The organism is Natrialba aegyptia DSM 13077 (genome assembly GCF_000337535.1).
GTDB lineage: Archaea > Halobacteriota > Halobacteria > Halobacteriales > Natrialbaceae > Natrialba > Natrialba aegyptia.
The window spans coordinates 98310-115225 of the sequence record NZ_AOIP01000033.1 but is presented as its reverse complement, the minus strand read 5'-3'; the positions used below and the strand labels follow the sequence as shown (position 1 = coordinate 115225).

The window sequence follows — 16916 nt, the reverse complement described above, 5'->3', positions numbered from 1 at the left end:
ATGTGTATAAGAGACAGCGACAAGACCGATGACAAGGGCCGCCCCGGCGAGTCGACGACGGCGCGTCGAGTACGCGCTCCAGACTGCAAGCGCCCCCCAGAGTACCGTCGCGGCCATCGCGTGCCCGCTCGGAAAGCCCTCCCCCGAACGCGGAATCGCTTGCAACGACGACGGTGGCCGCGAGAGACCGAACACCGTCTTCAAGATCAGCGTCAGCGCCAGGCCACCGAGGACGACCGCCAGCACGAACGCCGTTCGATCCGGAACAAGGCAGTCTTCCTCGCGATCCGTCCGTCTGTACGCGTCGACACCCGTAACGAGTGCCAGCACGCCGACGGCGACGAGTTCGTCGCCAAGCAGTGCGATGAACTCGAACGCCGGGACGGCCCACTCCGGCAGGGTCTCTCGAATAAGTTCCGTGAGGCCAACGTTTCGGTTCATATCCGGTCCGTTCCCGCCCGTTGACGCCGTTCAACACGTTGCTGCAGTTTCGTCATTGCGCTCGCTACGACTGCCTGGCAGTTAATTCTTGCAAACCGACACTGTGGCCCGCGCTTTATTGTCGCCGTCAGTCTATCTCCGCGCGAGAACCGTTCCGGTCTCGGGACCGGGTGGTCACAGTCGATGGCTCCTGCACTCGTTCACTTCCTCGCCGGCGCAACGCTCGTGCTGTTCGCAGCGACGCCGCTGGCCGTTCGCGGGCACCTCACCGGTCGCCATCTCTGGCTCGTCGCCGTCGGCGGACTCTGGGGAATGACACCGGATAGTCACTACATCATACCGGTGTTCCAACCCGAACTCGCCACCCTGCATAGCACTCACTGGGGAGACCTGTGTGCGTTTCACTACACGCTCGATCAGCCGCCGATCGCAACGCGTGAACTCGAGAGTATCGCGGTGTCGGTCGCGACGTTTCTCGTAACCATCACCGTCTTCACAGCCGCAACTGCAGTCGGCGACCGTCGCGCTCGCGCGGCTCGCTTGCCACGAGCTGAACTCGTCGCTCGAACGCTTCTGACGGGCTATGCTGTGGGCCTCGCTGCGATGATAGCAGCTGTCGCCGCTGGATTAGTACTCACCTGGGCCGGTCGAATAGAGACGGTGGCAGCACTGTATGGCCGCGAAAGCGCGGTTGCGGGATGGCTGCTACTAGGTGGTGGGAGTCTCGTCGCAAGCGGAGTCTTTGCAGCACTTTTCGCCCTTCTCAGGTATCGATGGGACGTGACGAGTTCGCGCGCTGGCGCGGCGCTCGGATTGCTCTTCGGGGTCGCCGGCTGGCTGACCGTCGTTGTGATTGCAGCGCCAGTCTGGATGCGCGTCGTGTTGGATCTCTCGCGGCCGTTTCCGTACGTGCACCTGATGAGTCTGCCCGCACTCGTCGTCTTTGGAATCGTCCTCGGGACAGTCTATTCGTTCGTCCGGCGCGTTCTGTTCTCGTCGGGGACGGATCAAATGGAGTTGTAGCGGTCGACTGTGCGCTGAATTCCATCGGAAAAGTACTAGAAATAAGTGTTAGTGATGAGTGGGTGAGAAAAGTATAACCCAGTGGTCGATGTGGGCTCGCGTAGCAACCTCCTCGGTGCCCGGTAAAATGAGTGATTCGACATCAGCTACCCCTGGGCGGTCCCATCCTCACAACGACACCATCCCTCGCGCCATCGTCCACAAAAAGATCCTCGACACCGCCGAATCACGACCGGACGCATCGCTTTCGGCGATTGCAGACGATGTGAGCGGTGCAACCGTCTCCATCGTTGAGCAGGTTCTCGACGAATACGGCGACCCGGGACGGTCGGACGACTCGGAGGACACAGTGACGCTCTCCGAGGGAGACGCTGCAACCGGCTCATCCGCCGGGGCTGCCCCACCTGTGGCGTCTGTAGAGCCCGCAACATCCGAATCAACTCAGGAATCTGACGACTCGGACCAAACCGATTACGCCGATCCCCAAGCGGACGACCCATCGATGACAACCGACAATTCGGCCCACAGCCACGGCACGAGTTCCGATGCGCTAATCGATTCGGACGCGCTCACCGCCAAACAACGAGAGACGCTTCGAGAGGTAGCCGCCAGACCCGACGCAACCCAGGCCGAGCTCGCGGACACGCTCGGCGTCACGAGCGCCACTATCAGCCAGCGCGTGAACTCGATCGACGGCTTCGACTGGTCGAGACGCCGTGCGTTCGTCTCGGATCTGTTCGACACTGACCCATCGCTGGGCGATACCGATAGCGGAGACGGGACGGTAAGTGACACCGAAAACGGTGACAGGAATCCCGAGGACGACAGTACTGAAACAGCGGCGACAACCGATTCGATGGGTGACGCAGCGTCCGAGCCACTCTCCGATGGAGCTTCGGATATTGCATCCGAGACGCAAACGCGATCGCAGCCGTCCGAGAGTACCACTGCATCCGCTCACGCTTCCGTAAGTGAGCCCGATCAGTCCCCCGCCGTGACCGGCGACGATACCGAGAGCGATACGCTGAACTCGGACCCGGCTGTGCAGGCGAAACCGACTGCGGAGCAGACAGACGAAAGCGAAGACGAACGTGTGATCGGGACCGGAACCAAGACCGACACCGAAACCGAAACCGCAACCGACACCACAGTCGAGACCGCCCAGATACGCGCTCTAACCGACCAGTTGACCACCCTCTCACGGCAACTCGATGAACTCGAAGCGAAATCCGCTCCCGGTGATCGCGCGGCGGGTCCGCTTTCGGATCCCGAACTCACGCACAAAATTCTGCACGCCTGCCTCGACGCCGAGTACATCTCGCGAGACGAGGAATTGCGAATTATTCGAGCCGTGACGACCGGCGATGACTCACCAGCTGACCCGCAGTAGCCACTGCAAGTCACTGCACACCTGATCGAACGACGGCTAGCGATCGGTGAGTGAATCGTTACAGTGTTACTATAGACTAAGCGTGCCCCTCTATCGCATCGAGTCGGAATCTAGAGAGACAACTGCGCGTCGAACCACTAGTACTAGCTAGTACTAGTCTCTCGTGACGCTGCTGCCCTCGCCTTTCAACTCGTCCTAGACCGCCTCGGTTACAGAATTCGTCCTGCAGTCACAGGGGCCAGCTATTTACTTGCCGCCGGAGTGGCCAGTGTCTATGCAAGCCGTCGTTCTCGCGGCAGGAAAGGGGACTCGACTGCAGCCACTCACCGACGACAAGCCCAAGGCGCTCGTCGAAGTCGACGGTCGACCAATCATCGAAGACGTCTTCGACAACCTCCTGGCGGTCGGTGCCGAGGAGTTGATCGTCGTCGTCGGCCACCTGAAAGAGCAACTCATCAATCGCTACGGCGACGCTTACCGCGGCGTCCCGATCACCTACGCCCACCAGCGCGAACAACTTGGCCTCGCACACGCCATCTTGCAGGTTGAATCGCTCGTCGAGGACGAGTTCATGCTCATGCTCGGCGATAACGTGTTCCGAGCGAACCTCGGTGACGTCGTGTCCCGCCAGCGCGAGGACCGCGCCGACGCGGCGTTCCTCGTCGAACAAGTCCCGTACGACGAAGCCTCTCGGTACGGCGTGCTCGATACGAACGAGTACGGCGAGATCGTCGAAGTCGTCGAAAAACCCGACGACCCGCCGTCGAATCTCGTCATGACCGGATTCTACACGTTCACGCCGGCGATCTTCCACGCCTGCCGACTCGTCCAGCCGAGCGACCGCGGCGAGTACGAACTCTCGGATGCGATCGATCTCCTGATTCAATCGGGCCAGACGATCGATGCGATCCGCATGGAAGGCTGGCGCGTCGACGTTGGCTATCCAGCAGACCGAGACCGGGCGGAAGCGTTCTTGCAAGGAGAGGCCGTGCCGCCCGCCGAAGTCAGCGGACGCGCCGTTGACGCGCCCGAAGCGGAGATGGACTAAATCCGTGGCGATCCAGTCAATCGCCAATCCACCGACCTACTCGCGACACTGATCTAAGCTATAAGTCATTTCAACAGATACACATCTCATGGTCTCGGTTCGAAACGCGATTAAACGCGTTAATTCCCGCGTCGACGAGCGTCTCGCTCCCGCGCGTCCCGACAGATCCTCGATCTACCGGTCGTTACTCGCTGACGAGGACTTTTCTCGCGCATTACATTTCGGCTCGGGACGAGATAAAAACGGGGTAGCTGACCGACTCGACTCGGATAAAAACGAGATCGTCTCGATCGACCCTGATAGCAACGGATTAGAACAAAACCCGTCCGAATTGAAGGTGAAAGGGGACGGACAACGACTCCCCTTCGAGGAGAACTCGTTCGATCTGGTCTTTTCCGAGTACGTCTTCGAACATCTTCCAAAACCCAGGGCGGCGCTGGAAGAAATCGATCGAGTACTGCGACCCGCAGGATCGTTCGTTGTACTCGTCCCTAACCCCCGACACTACTACGCGCTCATTGCCGACCGCACTCCGTTCTGGTTCCACAGACTCTGGTTTCGATTTCAGGGCGTCGAATCCGCTGACGACGATCGGTTCCCGACCCAGTACGAGTGGGGAACGTTTTCTGATATTCACGCGACCCAATTCGACTGGTCGTTGGAACAGTTCTACAGTTTTCCCGGGCCTACCTCGTACACCAAACCGTTGCCGATTCATTTCGCATTTACGCTGCTCGACCGGTCAGTAGCCGACTATCCGCAGTTTCACGTCGCGTACATCGCCCAGTACCGGAAACGGGAACCCGTTGAGGCGCGTCAGACGACCGAGATCAACTGAACGCACTCTGCGCACTCGCAGTTTTTATCATATTACCCATAGACGTACACCTAATGGCCGATGAATCGGACCCCGCTGCCGTCGCCGATGCGACAGCTGCCTTCTGTGAAGACCACGACGGCGGTCGCGATGCGGTTGAGGCTGTTCTCGCGGTCGACACCGAACACGACACCTGGTCGTTCGATGACTTACCGCTCGATTCGGGGACGTTCGGTGAACTCGTCTCACGAGGAATCGTGACGAAAGACGGCGGTGAGTACCGTATTGCGAGCCGCAAAGGCGTAACAGCGGCTCTCGAGGGTAACGAGGTGTCGAGTGCGGATGATTCGAGTTCAGGGACGGATCGCTTTTCGGGCCTGCCCGGCGTCGATGTGCGTGCTATCGGGGCGCTTACCGGGGCGCTCGCACTCCTCGTCGTAATGCGGTTGCTCACCTATCGCTCGGTATTCCGCGATGGGCACGTCGTCTTGCGCGGAAACGATCCGTACTACTACCGGTACTGGATGGAGGAACTGCTCGCAGAGTCGGATGGACTCACGGATTGGAGCGTGGTCGGAACCCTCCCCCAGGGCGCAGTTGAACGGCGTCCGTTGACTCACGCGACGAACTGGTTTGTCGCCGAGTTACTCGGCGGCGATCAATGGGCAGCAGATATGGTCGCCGCGTGGTTACCCGTCGTTGCAACGCTCGCACTCGGGATCGTCCTCTACTGGCTCGCCGTCGTCATCACTGACGACGTTCGTGTCGGCGTCACGTCGGTTTTTCTGCTTGCGCTGACGCCAATCCACGCCGTGTACACCGGCGTTGGGTTTCTCGAGCATCGTCTTCATCAGTACTTCTGGCTCGGCGTGACGCTGCTTTCGATTGCCTGGATAGTGATGGATCTCAAGCGGCGGCGAGACTATCAACCGACGGTGGACCTGGCAATCCGACAACACTTATCGGATCCGCGCACGTGGATCGCCGTCGTTGCATTGGGGATTGCGCTCTCCTTCTCAATTTTCGCGTGGGGCGGCTCCGTACTGATGCTCGTTCCCGTGGCAGCGTACCTCGGACTGAAGGCGGCAATCGATGTCCGAGAGGGGATTCCGCCGGTACGAGCGAACGCGTCGCTGTTGGCCGGTGTAGGCGTCTGTAGCCTCATCTCGGTAGTTCTTCACTTTCGGTTAGGCTGGCACGAGGCATTTGCCGGGCTTGTCCCCCTGCTCGTGGTGATTGGCGGCGTTGCCGTAGTCGGACTCGGTGAGGTGTGGCGGCGTTTCGATCGGTCTAGTACGAGCCTCCTCGGCCTCGAGATTGCTATCGCCGGTCTCGGTACCGCTGCGTTTCGCTCCCTTCGACCCGACGACTGGGCGAGGCTTCTCGACCGTTCCGACGATCTGTTCTTCAGAGAGCACCACGATGCAACGGAACTCGGCTCGCTATTCACGACGGAAAATTCGGTGATATTCGAACCGATGGCGCAGATCGGACTTCACTTTTACATCGCGCTCGTCGTGTTAGGCTGGTGCTGTTGGAGCGCCTACAAACGATACGAGCCCGGATGGTTGTTGCTCGCTAGTTATGGACTCGTTTGGCTCGTCTTAGCGACGATTCAGATGCGTTTTGCGGCACAGCTGATGATCCCGTTGTCAGTTCTCGGCGGTATGGGTCTCGTGTACCTCTTTTCGTGGGTCGACCTCGCCCGCCTTCCGAAACCGCTCCGGGAGAGCGACGGGTCGCGTACAGAGCGTCCCGAGCCCGCGGCTGACGGAGGCGAGTACGCACCGAGCATCGTCGTCCCGCGGAACTGGCGAAAACTCGTCACGCTCGTCTGGGTCGCGCTGTTGATCTGCGGAATGAGCCTGATTTTCCTTCCGTCACTGAGCGCGCAGACGACGTACAGCGACACCGAATTCGAGGCGGCGATGGCTATCGACGAGCACGCCGAAACCGTCGATCGGGAATACCCGGAAAACTTCGTGTTGAGCACCTGGGGTGATAACCGGATGTACAACTACTTCGTCAATGGAGAGTCCCAGAGCTACGGATACGCTGCTAGTAATTTCGAGGAGTTCCAAACCGGGAGTGATCCGGACGGCTGGTACGACCAGTTCGGAGACCGTGTCGGCTACGTGGTTTTGACCGACCAGAGCAACGTATCCGCGGAGATGACTCAATCACGACTCCACGAGGAGTACGGTACGGGCGGATCCCAGACTGACCCGCTCACGCACTACCAGGCGATCTACCTCGACGAGGAGGTAACGGCGTTTGCCGTCGTCCCCGGCGCGACGATTACCGGTTCGGGCGAGGCCGGCGAAAACGTTACCGTCGAAACCGAGACCGACGTTTCCGGCGAAACACTCACGTACGAGCGATCGACGACCGTCGGCGATGACGGCACGTTCTCCGTCACCGTCCCGTATCCCGGAGAATACGATGTTGGCACGGCGTCGGTCGACGTTTCCCAGTCTGCAGTCGAGTCGAGGGAGTCGGTTCCGCTGAACTAACGTCGCTGTTCGATGCGAATACGTACCGTCTCAACTCACCGTGTGAGAGCGACCACGGTATTGACGGTTTAGAACCTGCATCTATTCTCCGAATCTCATACTATCTCTCGGACTCCGTGACGGTGCCAATCCGTGATAACACTGGGTGAGCGGAGTTCAACAGGCGAGTGAGTCTCTATGTTTCTATCTCAAATATACACTATCTAACATGAAATCTATTATACCATCCGTAGGTGTGGCATGGAACGAATGGTGACCGGCTGGCAGTATCGAATGGTAAGTGCTTTCGGTGCGATACTTGCCGTATTCGGCGCGCTGAGTGTTGCAAACCATCCGATGGCACAGTCGCTATTCACGACGCACGTGCCACTTTTCAACCGACTGGAGGTCACCGTCTTGGGCGGCGACTCTCTCGTCTGGGCGCTTACCCTCACCGTCCTCGCCATCACTACCAGCCTGTTTCCGCTTTACAAACCCCAGCCGCGGCGCGTTCTCGATACCGTCTTTCTCACTCAAAAGCGCGTCCTCGTCGGCGGCCTCGCGCTCGCCACACTCGGCTATTTCAAGTGGTCATACCGCCTTCCGCGTGCAACGCTCGTGATGACCGTCGGCGTGCTCGGGCTCGTCCTGCCGGCCTGGTTTGTCTGGATCCGACGCCGCCCGACCGACGATCCCGATCGCCTCCTGCTCGTCGGTGACGACCCCGAACAGTTGGCCCAGATCCCGACGACAACCTCGATGCCAATTCTCGGCTATCTCTGCCCGTCAGTTCTCTCCCCACGCGACAACGCCGAGCCCGCGGCCGACGGCGGGCTCTCAGTCTCTGCAAGTTCCCACTCCGAACTCGAGTCAGACTCGGCGGGGCAACCCGGGCTGGAGCGAATCGGCGGTCTCTCCCGGCTCGAAACCGTTCTGGTGGAGTACGACATCGACATCGTCGTCCTCGCGTTCCGCCACGCCGACCGCGCCGAGTTCTTCGGCGCACTCGATGCCTGTCACGCACACGGCGTCGACGCGAAGGTCCATCGCGAGTACGCCGATTGCGTACTGGCTACAGAAGGGACCGTCGGAACGCTCGTCGACGTAGACATCGAACCCTGGGATCCGCTCGATCACCTGTTCAAGCGCGTTTTCGATGTCGCCTTTGCGCTCGCCGGGCTGGTCCTGGCCGTACCGCTCGTGATCGGAATTGCGGTTGTAATCAAACTCGACAGTCCAGGTCCAGTGCTGTACAGTCAGGATCGAACCGCCGGCTTCGGCGACACGTTTTCCGTCTACAAGTTCCGAACGATGATTCCCAAAGGTGAGTCCGCGGCTCCTGCTTCGGATTCGGAAAACGACCGCATCACGCGCGTCGGCCGCCTGCTGCGGAAAACCCACCTGGACGAGTTACCCCAGCTGTGGTCGATTCTGATCGGGGATATGAGCGTGGTCGGCCCCCGTGCCGCCTGGACCGAAGAGGAGGTCCTGCTCGAAGCGGACGCGCCTGCATGGCGAAAACGCTGGTTCGTCAAACCCGGGCTGACCGGACTGGCGCAGATCAACGACGCGAAGAGTACCGATCCACGGCTGAAATTGCGCTACGACCTCGCGTACATTCGCCGCCAGTCGTTCTGGATGGATGTGAAGATCGTGATTCGGCAGGTGTGGACCGTCCTCACCGATCTGTGGGTCACGCTTCGTCGCGGCAACTGAACTCGTCCTGTGGCCCGTGGGCCGGTGTTTCGTCCGCCGGTTCACAGCCAGTATCGTTCGTAGAGGAACACGCTCCCGGCGATGATTCCTGTGAGGACAAGCACGGTAGGGTCCGATGAGACGTAGAGGTTCGGTGTCGGATGGCGGTACCACGTGATCGGATAGAGCCACGTCCCAGCTGCGCCATCGGCGTATGCTTTGAGCCCGTCGATGACGAGGTGTGAGAACGCTCCCGCAAGCAGGAATCCGAATGCTCGTCGATGACGCTCTGTGAGGACGACGGCACCGACACCGGCGAGCAGGCAGACGCCACCGATCGTCTGCATCGCGTCGAGACTAAACGGCACTCCGAGCACCGACTCGAGCGTTGCATCGATGACGAGCAGTCCGAGCCGGTTGAGGTCAGGAAGCAGTGCCCCGATCATCGCGATCGCCACCCAGCGTTTCGTGAACCACTCGAATCGCCAGCTCGCGACGGTGAAGAGCGTGTAGGCCGCAAGGACGTGGGTCAGGAGGTCAGCCATCGTTCGGTCCTGCTGTATCGCGTTCTGTCCGGCCCGTTCGCGGCTCGAATCCGAGTTTCTGCGGAAGGGGCTGCCAGTGTTTGCAAAAATAGCCGATTGCAAGGAGAGCTCCAGCGAGAGAGACGACGTATTTGTACGTCGATGCGCCGTCGCTTCGGTTGACGACAACTGTTTTCTCGGCCGTCATCGTCTGATCCGAGTCGAGCACACCGTACACCTGTACCATGCCACCTGGCTCGACTGATTTGTCGACGTTCGTCACCTCGAGTTCAGCCGCGATGTCGCCGGCGTCGTCGTGGACGTGGATGGCGATCGTGTCTTCGGCCGCGGTCTGGACCTCTCCGAACAGAAGGACCTGCTGGTCGGTGAACTGGCCAGGGTCGTCCTGCAGCTGATCCCCCGTCGGATGGGGCCAGTGCTCGTCGTAGGTTGCGCCGTAATGGACACAGAGCCCGGCGAGGGTTGTGAGGAGCAGTGTTGCAACGATGACTCTGACTGCCGGGCGCATTCGTTTTCGTGCTCTCGGATTCGGTACTTGGTCGTTATGCTTCGGATTGGTGTGATTGGTGTGGATTGTCTGTTTGGCTGCACTCGGGAATGAGGCCCGATTCCACCGGCAGTGATTGAGACGAACGATAACGCATTAGCCTCGTCGCTGTGAATGTCGGACGAATGCGAATTCTTCGGGTCGCACAGAAGGTCTATCCCGACGTGAAAGGGGGCGGACCGTACCACGTCCACGCGATGAGTCGCGACCAGGCGGCGATGGGACACGACGTGACCGTCCTGACGGTGCGGTACGATGACTCTCTCCCTCACGTTGAGGAACGCGACGGATACACGGTGGTTCGGTACGATCCCGCAGTGACGCTTCTGGGGAACGATATCAGCCCCGGACTCGCGCAGTATCTCTCCGCAGCCGAGGACTTCGACGTACTGCACGCGCACTCTCACCTGTACTTTTCGACGAACTTGGCCGCACTGAAGCGCTTCCTCGGGGATATTCCGCTCGCGATCACAAACCACGGACTGTACTCGCAGAACGCGCCGGAGTGGGTCTTCGATCTCTATCTGCGGTCGATCGGTCGATGGACGTTCAACCGGGCTGACGTCGTGTTTTGCTACACGGACACCGACAAGGAACGCGTGCGCGAGTTCGGCGTCTCGAGTCGGATCGAGGTGGTGTCGAACGGGATCGATACCGAACGGTTCACGCCTAACGGTTCAGAGAGTGAGTTGATCGAGAGTGATGGGCCTGTCGTGTTGTTCGTCGGACGGTTAGTCGAGGGAAAGCGACCGACGGTTGCCCTCGAAGCGTTTGCCGCTGTTGCTGAGGAGTTGCCGGATGCAACGCTGTACTTCTGTGGGGAGGGAACACTCAAAGACGAACTCGTGACTCGATCTGTAGAGTTAGGGATCGAGGATGCAGTAACCTTCCTCGGGCAACTTCCGTACGACGAGATGCCGACCGTTTATCGGGATGCAGATCTATTCGTGCTCTCGAGTCGAGCAGAAGGTGTCCCGCGGACGATTATGGAATCACTCTCAGCAGGTGTGCCAGTAGTGTGTTCCGAACTGCCACAGGTTCGGTCGGCTTTCGGCGATACGATCGCATACGAGTCGATCGATACTGTCGACGCATTCGGTGCACAAATACTCGAACTCCTGAAACAGTCACCGGACCCAGAGCTTGATTCACAGTTTCGGTGGGAACAGACGGTCGACGAGACAACAGCCGCACTAGAACGTATTGCTCACTCCTAGTCCACGCTAGTGCTTACTGGAGATAGCCGAGATCTTCGAGTCGTTCTTTCGTTTCATCACGCATCGATACGCTTCCGTCGTGCTCGGCGTGCTCGAACGAGTTCACCCACTCATCGAGTTCCGCCTGCAGATCGGCGACGACATCCGGATGTTGATCGGCGACGTTCGCAGATTCTTCCGGATCGGAACCAACGTCGTATAGTTCGAGCGATCCGTCTGAACCTCGAATGAGCTTCCATTCCTCCGTTCGAATCGTTCGGAGCGACCGGTCGTATTGATCGATCTCGTCCGGGAGGTCCCCGACACGCTTCTCCAGTGCGTCCATCGACGGCTGGGGTGCCATGTACTCCGCGATAATCCGTTCGCGCGGCTCCGTTTCGGCATCGGGATGGAACGAGCGACCCTGTATCTGCTCGCGGAACTCGGGCGCTTTGATCCCGACTTCATCGAGAAGCGTCGGTGCAACGTCCGTGAGTTGCACGAGTTCGTCAATCGTACCGTGATCCGTGAACGAGCCGCCGTGAATCACCAGCGGAACGTGTAACAGCGTATCGTACAGGCAGTACTGGTGGTCCATCAGGCCGTGATCGCCGATGTTTTCCCCGTGGTCTCCCGTCACCACGAAGATCGTGTCTTCCCACTCGTTGTGCTTCTCGAGGAGCGCTTTGAGTTCGCCGATCCGATGATCGAGATAGGCGATCTCGGCTCGATAGAGCCCGCGGAGTATCTCGAAGTCGCGGTCAGACAACTCGACTGTACCCGCAATGTATCCCCAGGCATCCTGCGGGATGTCCATCGCTTCGTCGTAGGACACGCCCGCCGGAAGGAACTGCTCGGCGAACTCTTCGGGTGGACGGTACTCGAGATGCGGTTCGAGGTAGTTGACAAAGAGGAAGAACGGATCGGAGTCGTCTCGGTCGGTGAGCCACCCGTCTATCCACTCGTTCGTGTGTTTCGCCCCGTCATCGTGGTGGTACCGGACGAACTTTCCGTAGATAGCGTTCACGAGATTGACGAGCGGATTCCCCGAAAACAGTTCCCGACCGAGTGTCGTGAGTTTGTCCGTCCCCTCCTCGGTCCGTGCGATTCGTCCAAGGTCGATGTCCGACTGGACGTACTGCCAACTCTTCTGGAAGGTCTGGAAGCCCCGCCCGAATCCGAACTCTTCGCTGATCCAGGTATTGTTCGAGACTGCAACGGTCTCGTAGCCGTTCTTTTGAAAGGCCTCCGGTAACGTTATGTGCGCCTCATTGAGGTGTTTGTATCCTGCATGCGCACCGTGTTTCGTGGAATACGCGCCAGTAAAGACCGATGCATGGGAGGGAAGCGACCACGGGGCAGATCCAAACGTGTTCGTATATTCGGTCCCTTGAGCTACGAGCTCGGTTAAGAACGTGTCCGTCTGTCCGCGAACTACCGTAACCGCTGGGAAATTAGCAGTATCCATCAGAACGACAATTACGTTCTGCTCTGTCATTCGATCATCTACTCAATCACCGGGTTGGACCGTTATACTTTTCCAACTCCCCAGCAACTACGAATTGATAAATGGGTGAACAGATCCGAGTCATTTTCTTTCATATCGGGTCAGACACATTTGGTGGCGGGTCGAAGATGCTATTACGGCTATTACAGTCGTTGGATCGAGATCACTTTGATCCAATTTTGCTTTCGAATACAACTGATGAACTCTGTGAGCGTGCTCGAAACCACGGCATAGCGGTCAAAATAATCCCGTTTCGCGGGGCTCTCGATACTTACAATCGAAAGCTGTTGGCGAATTCGTCTCTCCTCCCCCGAGCAGGCCTTCGTATTTTGCAATTCAATTGGAACGTCTATTCGGTTCTTTATAGTGCAGACATCATTTGGTGTAAAAATCTGCGAGCGGTTCTGACACTCCTCCCTTATATCTCAGTCACCTCTACACCGACTATCTGGAACATTGGACTTGGCCTCGAATCGAACGGGAAAGTGCGATACTTGAACTCGATCGCCTTGAGAGCAGTTGATCACGTTTTCATCGAATCGGAAGAACAAGCACAGCGGATCTTTTCTGCAACACAGTATGAGCGCTGTCGCGACCAATTCACGATCTTCCATAAAGGAATAGATACTAGTGAGTTTGATCCTCGACAATTCGAGGGCACTAGGGAAGAAGAGGAGTTCCGAATTGGTACTGCAGCATCGATCTCTCCCCGAAAGGGGCTTGGCTACCTTATTGATGCACTCCCTACCATCCTTGCAGAAAAGGAGAACGTTACACTCTCGATCGCCGGAAAACCCCCCGATGGTGGTAAAGAGTACAAAGAGCGTCTAAAAGAACGAGTTCATCGGCACAACATCGAAGATCACGTGGAGTTTATCGGATGGATCGATGACATGCCCCACTTCTTGAATACCTTAGATGTGTTTGTGCTTCCGTCGTTGAATGAAGGAATTCCTGGATCAGTACGAGAAGCACTTGCAATGGAGGTTCCTGTAGTTGCAACCGATGTTGGTGGCACATCAAACGTAGTAATCGATGGACAAAACGGGTACCTAATTGAACCTGAAGATACTACTGCTATTATCCAACCTGTGCTCTCGCTTTTAGATAATCCTAGTAAGCGATCGTCAATGGGGAAACGAGGGCGAGAGATAATACAGGAACTGTTCTCGATCGAGAATTACAATTCACAGTACGAGCAATTCTTTAGAAGAGTCAACGAGACTAGTGACTAACAGACGATACTCGCCACAATGGATAATCCACAACCAAATATTCTGTTGATTGTTATGGATACAGCGAGGGCACAAACGGTCCTCAACAGTGAAGAGATAATGCCGAATTTCCATCAACTGGCGAATGAGGGGTCTCTCTTCACCAATGCGTTTACTACAGCGCCGTGGACGCTCCCGTCACACGCCTCACTGTTTACGGGTCAATACACCTCGACTCATGCTACTCACGCCGGCTCGAAGTACTTCGATCCCGATGTCCCTCCCCTAGCAGAACAACTCAACGATTCTGGCTATCAAACTGTTGCTTTTTCGAACAATGTTTGGATTTCTCCCGAATTCGGATTTGATAGAGGTTTTGATCAATTTAAAACGAGCATGAGTTTGGTGGAGAGTGATACCGATCTCATCTCAATCGCTAAAGAAAAAGACGGTCTCCTCGAGCAATCTCAGGCGGTCGGAAAGGCGCTCTGTCGTCGCGACGGGCATCGAACGTTACTCAATGCGGTCTATGCGAAGTTTCTCCGAGAACGGTATGATAGCGGTGCATATCTCACCAATTGGCGAATTCGCCGCTGGCTCTCTTCGTCGCGGAATCCCGACCAGCCGTTCTTTATGTTTGTGAATTATCTCGAGCCGCATCTCGAATACGATCCGCCGAAGAAATTCAGAGACGAGTTCCTTCCAGAAGGAATGGATCCATCGTATGCGGAGGCGGTCAATCAGGATGCGTGGGCCTATATTTGCGGTCAAATCGAGATGAACGAGCGCGATTTTGAGGCACTATCCGCCTTATACAAGGCTGAACTTCGGTATCTCGACTATCGCATTGGGCAGGTCTACGAGTACCTCACGGAGCACGATCTGTTAGAAGAGACAATGATCGTGATTACTGGTGATCATGGGGAGAATATCGGTGATCATGGGTTGATGGACCACCAGTACTGTCTCTACGATACGCTCTTACATGTCCCTCTTCTCATTCGATACCCTGAACAATTCCCTGCCGGCAACACGTGTGACGAACTCGTTGAACTCAAAGACATATATCCCACACTCTTAGAAATAGTCAAGAATGAGGCAATTGAGAATTCCTCACACTCAGTACGAGGCCTGCAAGAACTAATGACAGAAGGCGGAAAAGAATATATCTTTAGTGAGTATATGAAACCTCAGCCGTCAATGAACGCATTGAAAACGCGAACCGGACACTTACCTACCGATATTCGAAAATACGACCGAACGCTTCACGCAATACGGGACACAGATTGGAAATTCATCAAAGGATCTGATGGTTCCTCAGAGTTATATAATATCTCTTCCGATCCATTTGAACAATGTGAAATATCGAACGAATATCCAGAGAAAGTTGACGAACTCACATTAGTTCTTGATAAACAACTCGGATTATTTGATAATGTTTCGGAATCACCTACTGTTGACATGTCCAGTTCAACCCAAGAGCGACTTGAGGATCTGGGTTATCTTCAATAAGAAGCAAAAATGAATCATAACCAGTCTATTCGGCGATGGCTCACACCAATGATTACCATCATTCTGTTCGGTTCAGTTATTGGGGTGACTTTCTTCTTCCTCGGGTTTCAAGGGACTCTCTTATCTATACTGTTTATTCTATGTTTCGTACCCGTAATTGTATCTCTTCAGAGAGGTTCTTTTGACCTCTTAGAGCCGATCATCGTCTACACAGCGTTTATGCTTATGTTTGCAATCGCAATTTTTGATCGTGTCTATCTACAAGATCCATTTCTCCGATATTCAGAGGTAGTTTCCACAGATTTCTCAACTGCATTCCTCCTAATTACGACACTTTATGTTATATTTTTCGCACTGGTTCTAGTGGGATATTATATAGATATCAGCCGATTCATAGCTATTCCCCAAATATATCCAACTAATGTTCAACACAATTCAAATATTCTGAGGAAGATGGGGTACCTCTATATGTTCTTGGGAAGTGTCTTCTATCTCGTATTGGTTTCTTCAGCCCTAGGTGGTAACCTGTTTCTTTTATTCACCTCTACACGCCCTCGTAGCTCGATTTTTGCAGGTTCTTATCATCTTCAGCTTGGCGCTCAGTTGTTACACCTTGGCTATACAGTTTGGTTTGTCTCAATATTGGCTGACAATAAAAAACCAAAAATAAGACATCTAGTTCCGGTCGGGCCTATCGTAGTTGCATTCTTCCTTCTTGGTGGTAGAGGTAGTGCATTAGGTATTATTGTGAATTTCATCGTGCTTATCTACTATTCAACAATATATGGTCTTCTGGATATCAAAACGAGTGGTCTCACGTTCGTTCAGGATAAATTCCATCAGTGGGTGAAAACACTCACAATACCTATCGCTGGGGCGGTGATCGCTGTTACTGTACTTCTCACCGGTTCCTTACGGCGAAATAGGACAATCACAGAAGCAATTGTCAACATGGACCTTGTCCGCCTCCTTACTGCAGGCATTCATAACGATACTTTAGACAGTCTGATCGCTACCCTAGAGGTTGTTCCGGAACAATTCGGGTTTTATTGGGGGACATTTGTTTTTCGTGTGCCGCTAAACTGGATCCCGCGATCGATCTGGTCTGAGAAACCAGTTCTCACTGTTGGCTCAAAATTCAGACGGGTGATCTTACCCAATCAAAGCGGAGGAAGACCTCCCGGGGAAATCGGTCGATTCTATGTGGATCTAGGATATCCTGGGATCGTTATTGGAGCTCTAGTGACGGGATTGGTACTGCGATACTTGTATGAATTGTTGAGGAAAAACGGTCATTCTCCAATGTTTTTATTTATCTACTCTACATCCCTTTTCTTAATCTCTATGAATGGGTTGACGAATAATGTATTATGGAATAGCATGAGTTCCATGATTCTTTTATTACCAATAATATTTTTAGATGGGATTTATTGGAAGTAAGGGCTGCTGACACGCAGTAAAGACTAATATATTGGCTATCACAAGCACA

At 55.7% G+C, this 16916-nt stretch carries 14 protein-coding genes; 10 read left to right on the top strand and 4 right to left on the bottom strand.

The annotated features are described in order from the left end of the window. Positions 1-441 (bottom strand): phosphatase PAP2 family protein (locus C480_RS16300; RefSeq protein ID WP_006666715.1); only part of this gene is annotated, 441 nt, incomplete at its 3' end. Between the two features lie 183 nt (positions 442-624). On the opposite strand from C480_RS16300, the gene C480_RS16295 reads away from it, so the two are divergent. The 6 genes from C480_RS16295 (at position 625) to C480_RS16270 (ending at position 8927) form a co-directional block, all read left to right on the top strand. Further along, positions 625-1464, top strand: a complete 840-nt coding sequence (locus tag C480_RS16295; RefSeq protein WP_006666714.1) for a hypothetical protein — start codon at positions 625-627, stop codon at positions 1462-1464. A 127-nt stretch (positions 1465-1591) separates the two neighbouring features. After that, positions 1592-2854, top strand: a complete 1263-nt coding sequence (locus C480_RS16290) for a winged helix-turn-helix transcriptional regulator (RefSeq protein WP_241433841.1) — start codon at positions 1592-1594, stop codon at positions 2852-2854. Positions 2855-3128: 274 nt separating this feature from the next. After that, positions 3129-3902, top strand: coding sequence for a UTP--glucose-1-phosphate uridylyltransferase AglF (aglF, locus tag C480_RS16285; RefSeq protein WP_006666712.1), 774 nt, complete (start codon positions 3129-3131; stop codon positions 3900-3902). An 88-nt stretch (positions 3903-3990) separates the two neighbouring features. After that, positions 3991-4740 carry a class I SAM-dependent methyltransferase gene (locus C480_RS16280; RefSeq protein WP_006666711.1) on the top strand — a complete coding sequence of 250 codons (750 nt, stop codon included), beginning with the start codon at positions 3991-3993 and terminating at the stop codon, positions 4738-4740. 53 nt (positions 4741-4793) lie between these two features. Further along, positions 4794-7232 (top strand): hypothetical protein, encoded by a 2439-nt coding sequence (locus tag C480_RS16275; RefSeq protein ID WP_006666710.1) that lies wholly within the window; start codon positions 4794-4796, stop codon positions 7230-7232. A gap of 249 nt (positions 7233-7481) precedes the next feature. Next, the gene (locus C480_RS16270) at positions 7482-8927 is read left to right on the top strand and encodes a sugar transferase (protein WP_049903831.1); all 1446 of its coding nucleotides are present in this window, start codon (positions 7482-7484) and stop codon (positions 8925-8927) included. A gap of 41 nt (positions 8928-8968) precedes the next feature. On the opposite strand, the gene C480_RS16265 is transcribed toward C480_RS16270, so the two are convergent. Both C480_RS16265 and C480_RS16260 read right to left on the bottom strand, forming a co-directional pair. Beyond that, entirely contained in the window at positions 8969-9451 is a 483-nt protein-coding gene (locus C480_RS16265; RefSeq protein WP_006666708.1) for a metal-dependent hydrolase, read from the bottom strand. Continuing rightward, positions 9444-9959, bottom strand: a complete 516-nt coding sequence (locus C480_RS16260; protein WP_006666707.1) for a single stranded DNA-binding domain-containing protein — start codon at positions 9957-9959, stop codon at positions 9444-9446. The genes C480_RS16265 and C480_RS16260 overlap by 8 nt, the downstream gene beginning before the upstream one ends. A 164-nt stretch (positions 9960-10123) precedes the next feature. Between C480_RS16260 and C480_RS16255 the strand changes: the two genes are divergently transcribed. Beyond that, positions 10124-11215, top strand: a complete 1092-nt coding sequence (locus C480_RS16255) for a glycosyltransferase family 4 protein (RefSeq protein ID WP_006666706.1) — start codon at positions 10124-10126, stop codon at positions 11213-11215. Between the two features lie 13 nt (positions 11216-11228). Here the strand turns inward: C480_RS16255 and C480_RS16250 are convergent, their stop codons facing one another. Next, a complete protein-coding gene (locus tag C480_RS16250) occupies positions 11229-12692 on the bottom strand; it encodes a sulfatase (RefSeq protein ID WP_049903815.1) in 1464 nt (487 codons plus the stop codon). A 494-nt stretch (positions 12693-13186) separates the two neighbouring features. Here C480_RS16250 and C480_RS16245 point away from each other — a divergent pair, with 494 nt between their 5' ends. The 3 genes from C480_RS16245 to C480_RS16235 are packed head-to-tail and all read left to right on the top strand — an operon-like array spanning position 13187 to position 16867. Beyond that, positions 13187-13936 (top strand): glycosyltransferase family 4 protein, encoded by a 750-nt coding sequence (locus C480_RS16245; protein ID WP_394296354.1) that lies wholly within the window; start codon positions 13187-13189, stop codon positions 13934-13936. An 18-nt stretch (positions 13937-13954) separates the two neighbouring features. Next, on the top strand, positions 13955-15427 hold the full coding sequence (locus C480_RS16240; protein WP_049903813.1) for a sulfatase-like hydrolase/transferase: 1473 nt from the start codon (positions 13955-13957) through the stop codon (positions 15425-15427). A 9-nt stretch (positions 15428-15436) separates the two neighbouring features. Then, a complete protein-coding gene (locus tag C480_RS16235; RefSeq protein ID WP_083873395.1) occupies positions 15437-16867 on the top strand; it encodes an oligosaccharide repeat unit polymerase in 1431 nt (476 codons plus the stop codon). Positions 16868-16916 lie beyond the last annotated feature (49 nt).

Excerpts from the sequence above, each read along its gene's own strand:
- C480_RS16295 (WP_006666714.1), top strand. The coding sequence starts at position 625 with ATGGCTCCTGCACTCGTTCACTTCCTCGCCGGCGCAACGCTCGTGCTG.
- C480_RS16290 (WP_241433841.1), top strand. The coding sequence starts at position 1,592 with ATGAGTGATTCGACATCAGCTACCCCTGGGCGGTCCCATCCTCACAAC.
- aglF (WP_006666712.1), top strand. The coding sequence starts at position 3,129 with ATGCAAGCCGTCGTTCTCGCGGCAGGAAAGGGGACTCGACTGCAGCCA.
- C480_RS16280 (WP_006666711.1), top strand. The coding sequence starts at position 3,991 with ATGGTCTCGGTTCGAAACGCGATTAAACGCGTTAATTCCCGCGTCGAC.
- C480_RS16275 (WP_006666710.1), top strand. The coding sequence starts at position 4,794 with ATGGCCGATGAATCGGACCCCGCTGCCGTCGCCGATGCGACAGCTGCC.
- C480_RS16270 (WP_049903831.1), top strand. The coding sequence starts at position 7,482 with ATGGTGACCGGCTGGCAGTATCGAATGGTAAGTGCTTTCGGTGCGATA.
- C480_RS16265 (WP_006666708.1), bottom strand. The coding sequence starts at position 9,451 with ATGGCTGACCTCCTGACCCACGTCCTTGCGGCCTACACGCTCTTCACC.
- C480_RS16260 (WP_006666707.1), bottom strand. The coding sequence starts at position 9,959 with ATGCGCCCGGCAGTCAGAGTCATCGTTGCAACACTGCTCCTCACAACC.
- C480_RS16255 (WP_006666706.1), top strand. The coding sequence starts at position 10,124 with ATGCGAATTCTTCGGGTCGCACAGAAGGTCTATCCCGACGTGAAAGGG.
- C480_RS16250 (WP_049903815.1), bottom strand. The coding sequence starts at position 12,692 with ATGACAGAGCAGAACGTAATTGTCGTTCTGATGGATACTGCTAATTTC.
- C480_RS16240 (WP_049903813.1), top strand. The coding sequence starts at position 13,955 with ATGGATAATCCACAACCAAATATTCTGTTGATTGTTATGGATACAGCG.
- C480_RS16235 (WP_083873395.1), top strand. The coding sequence starts at position 15,437 with ATGAATCATAACCAGTCTATTCGGCGATGGCTCACACCAATGATTACC.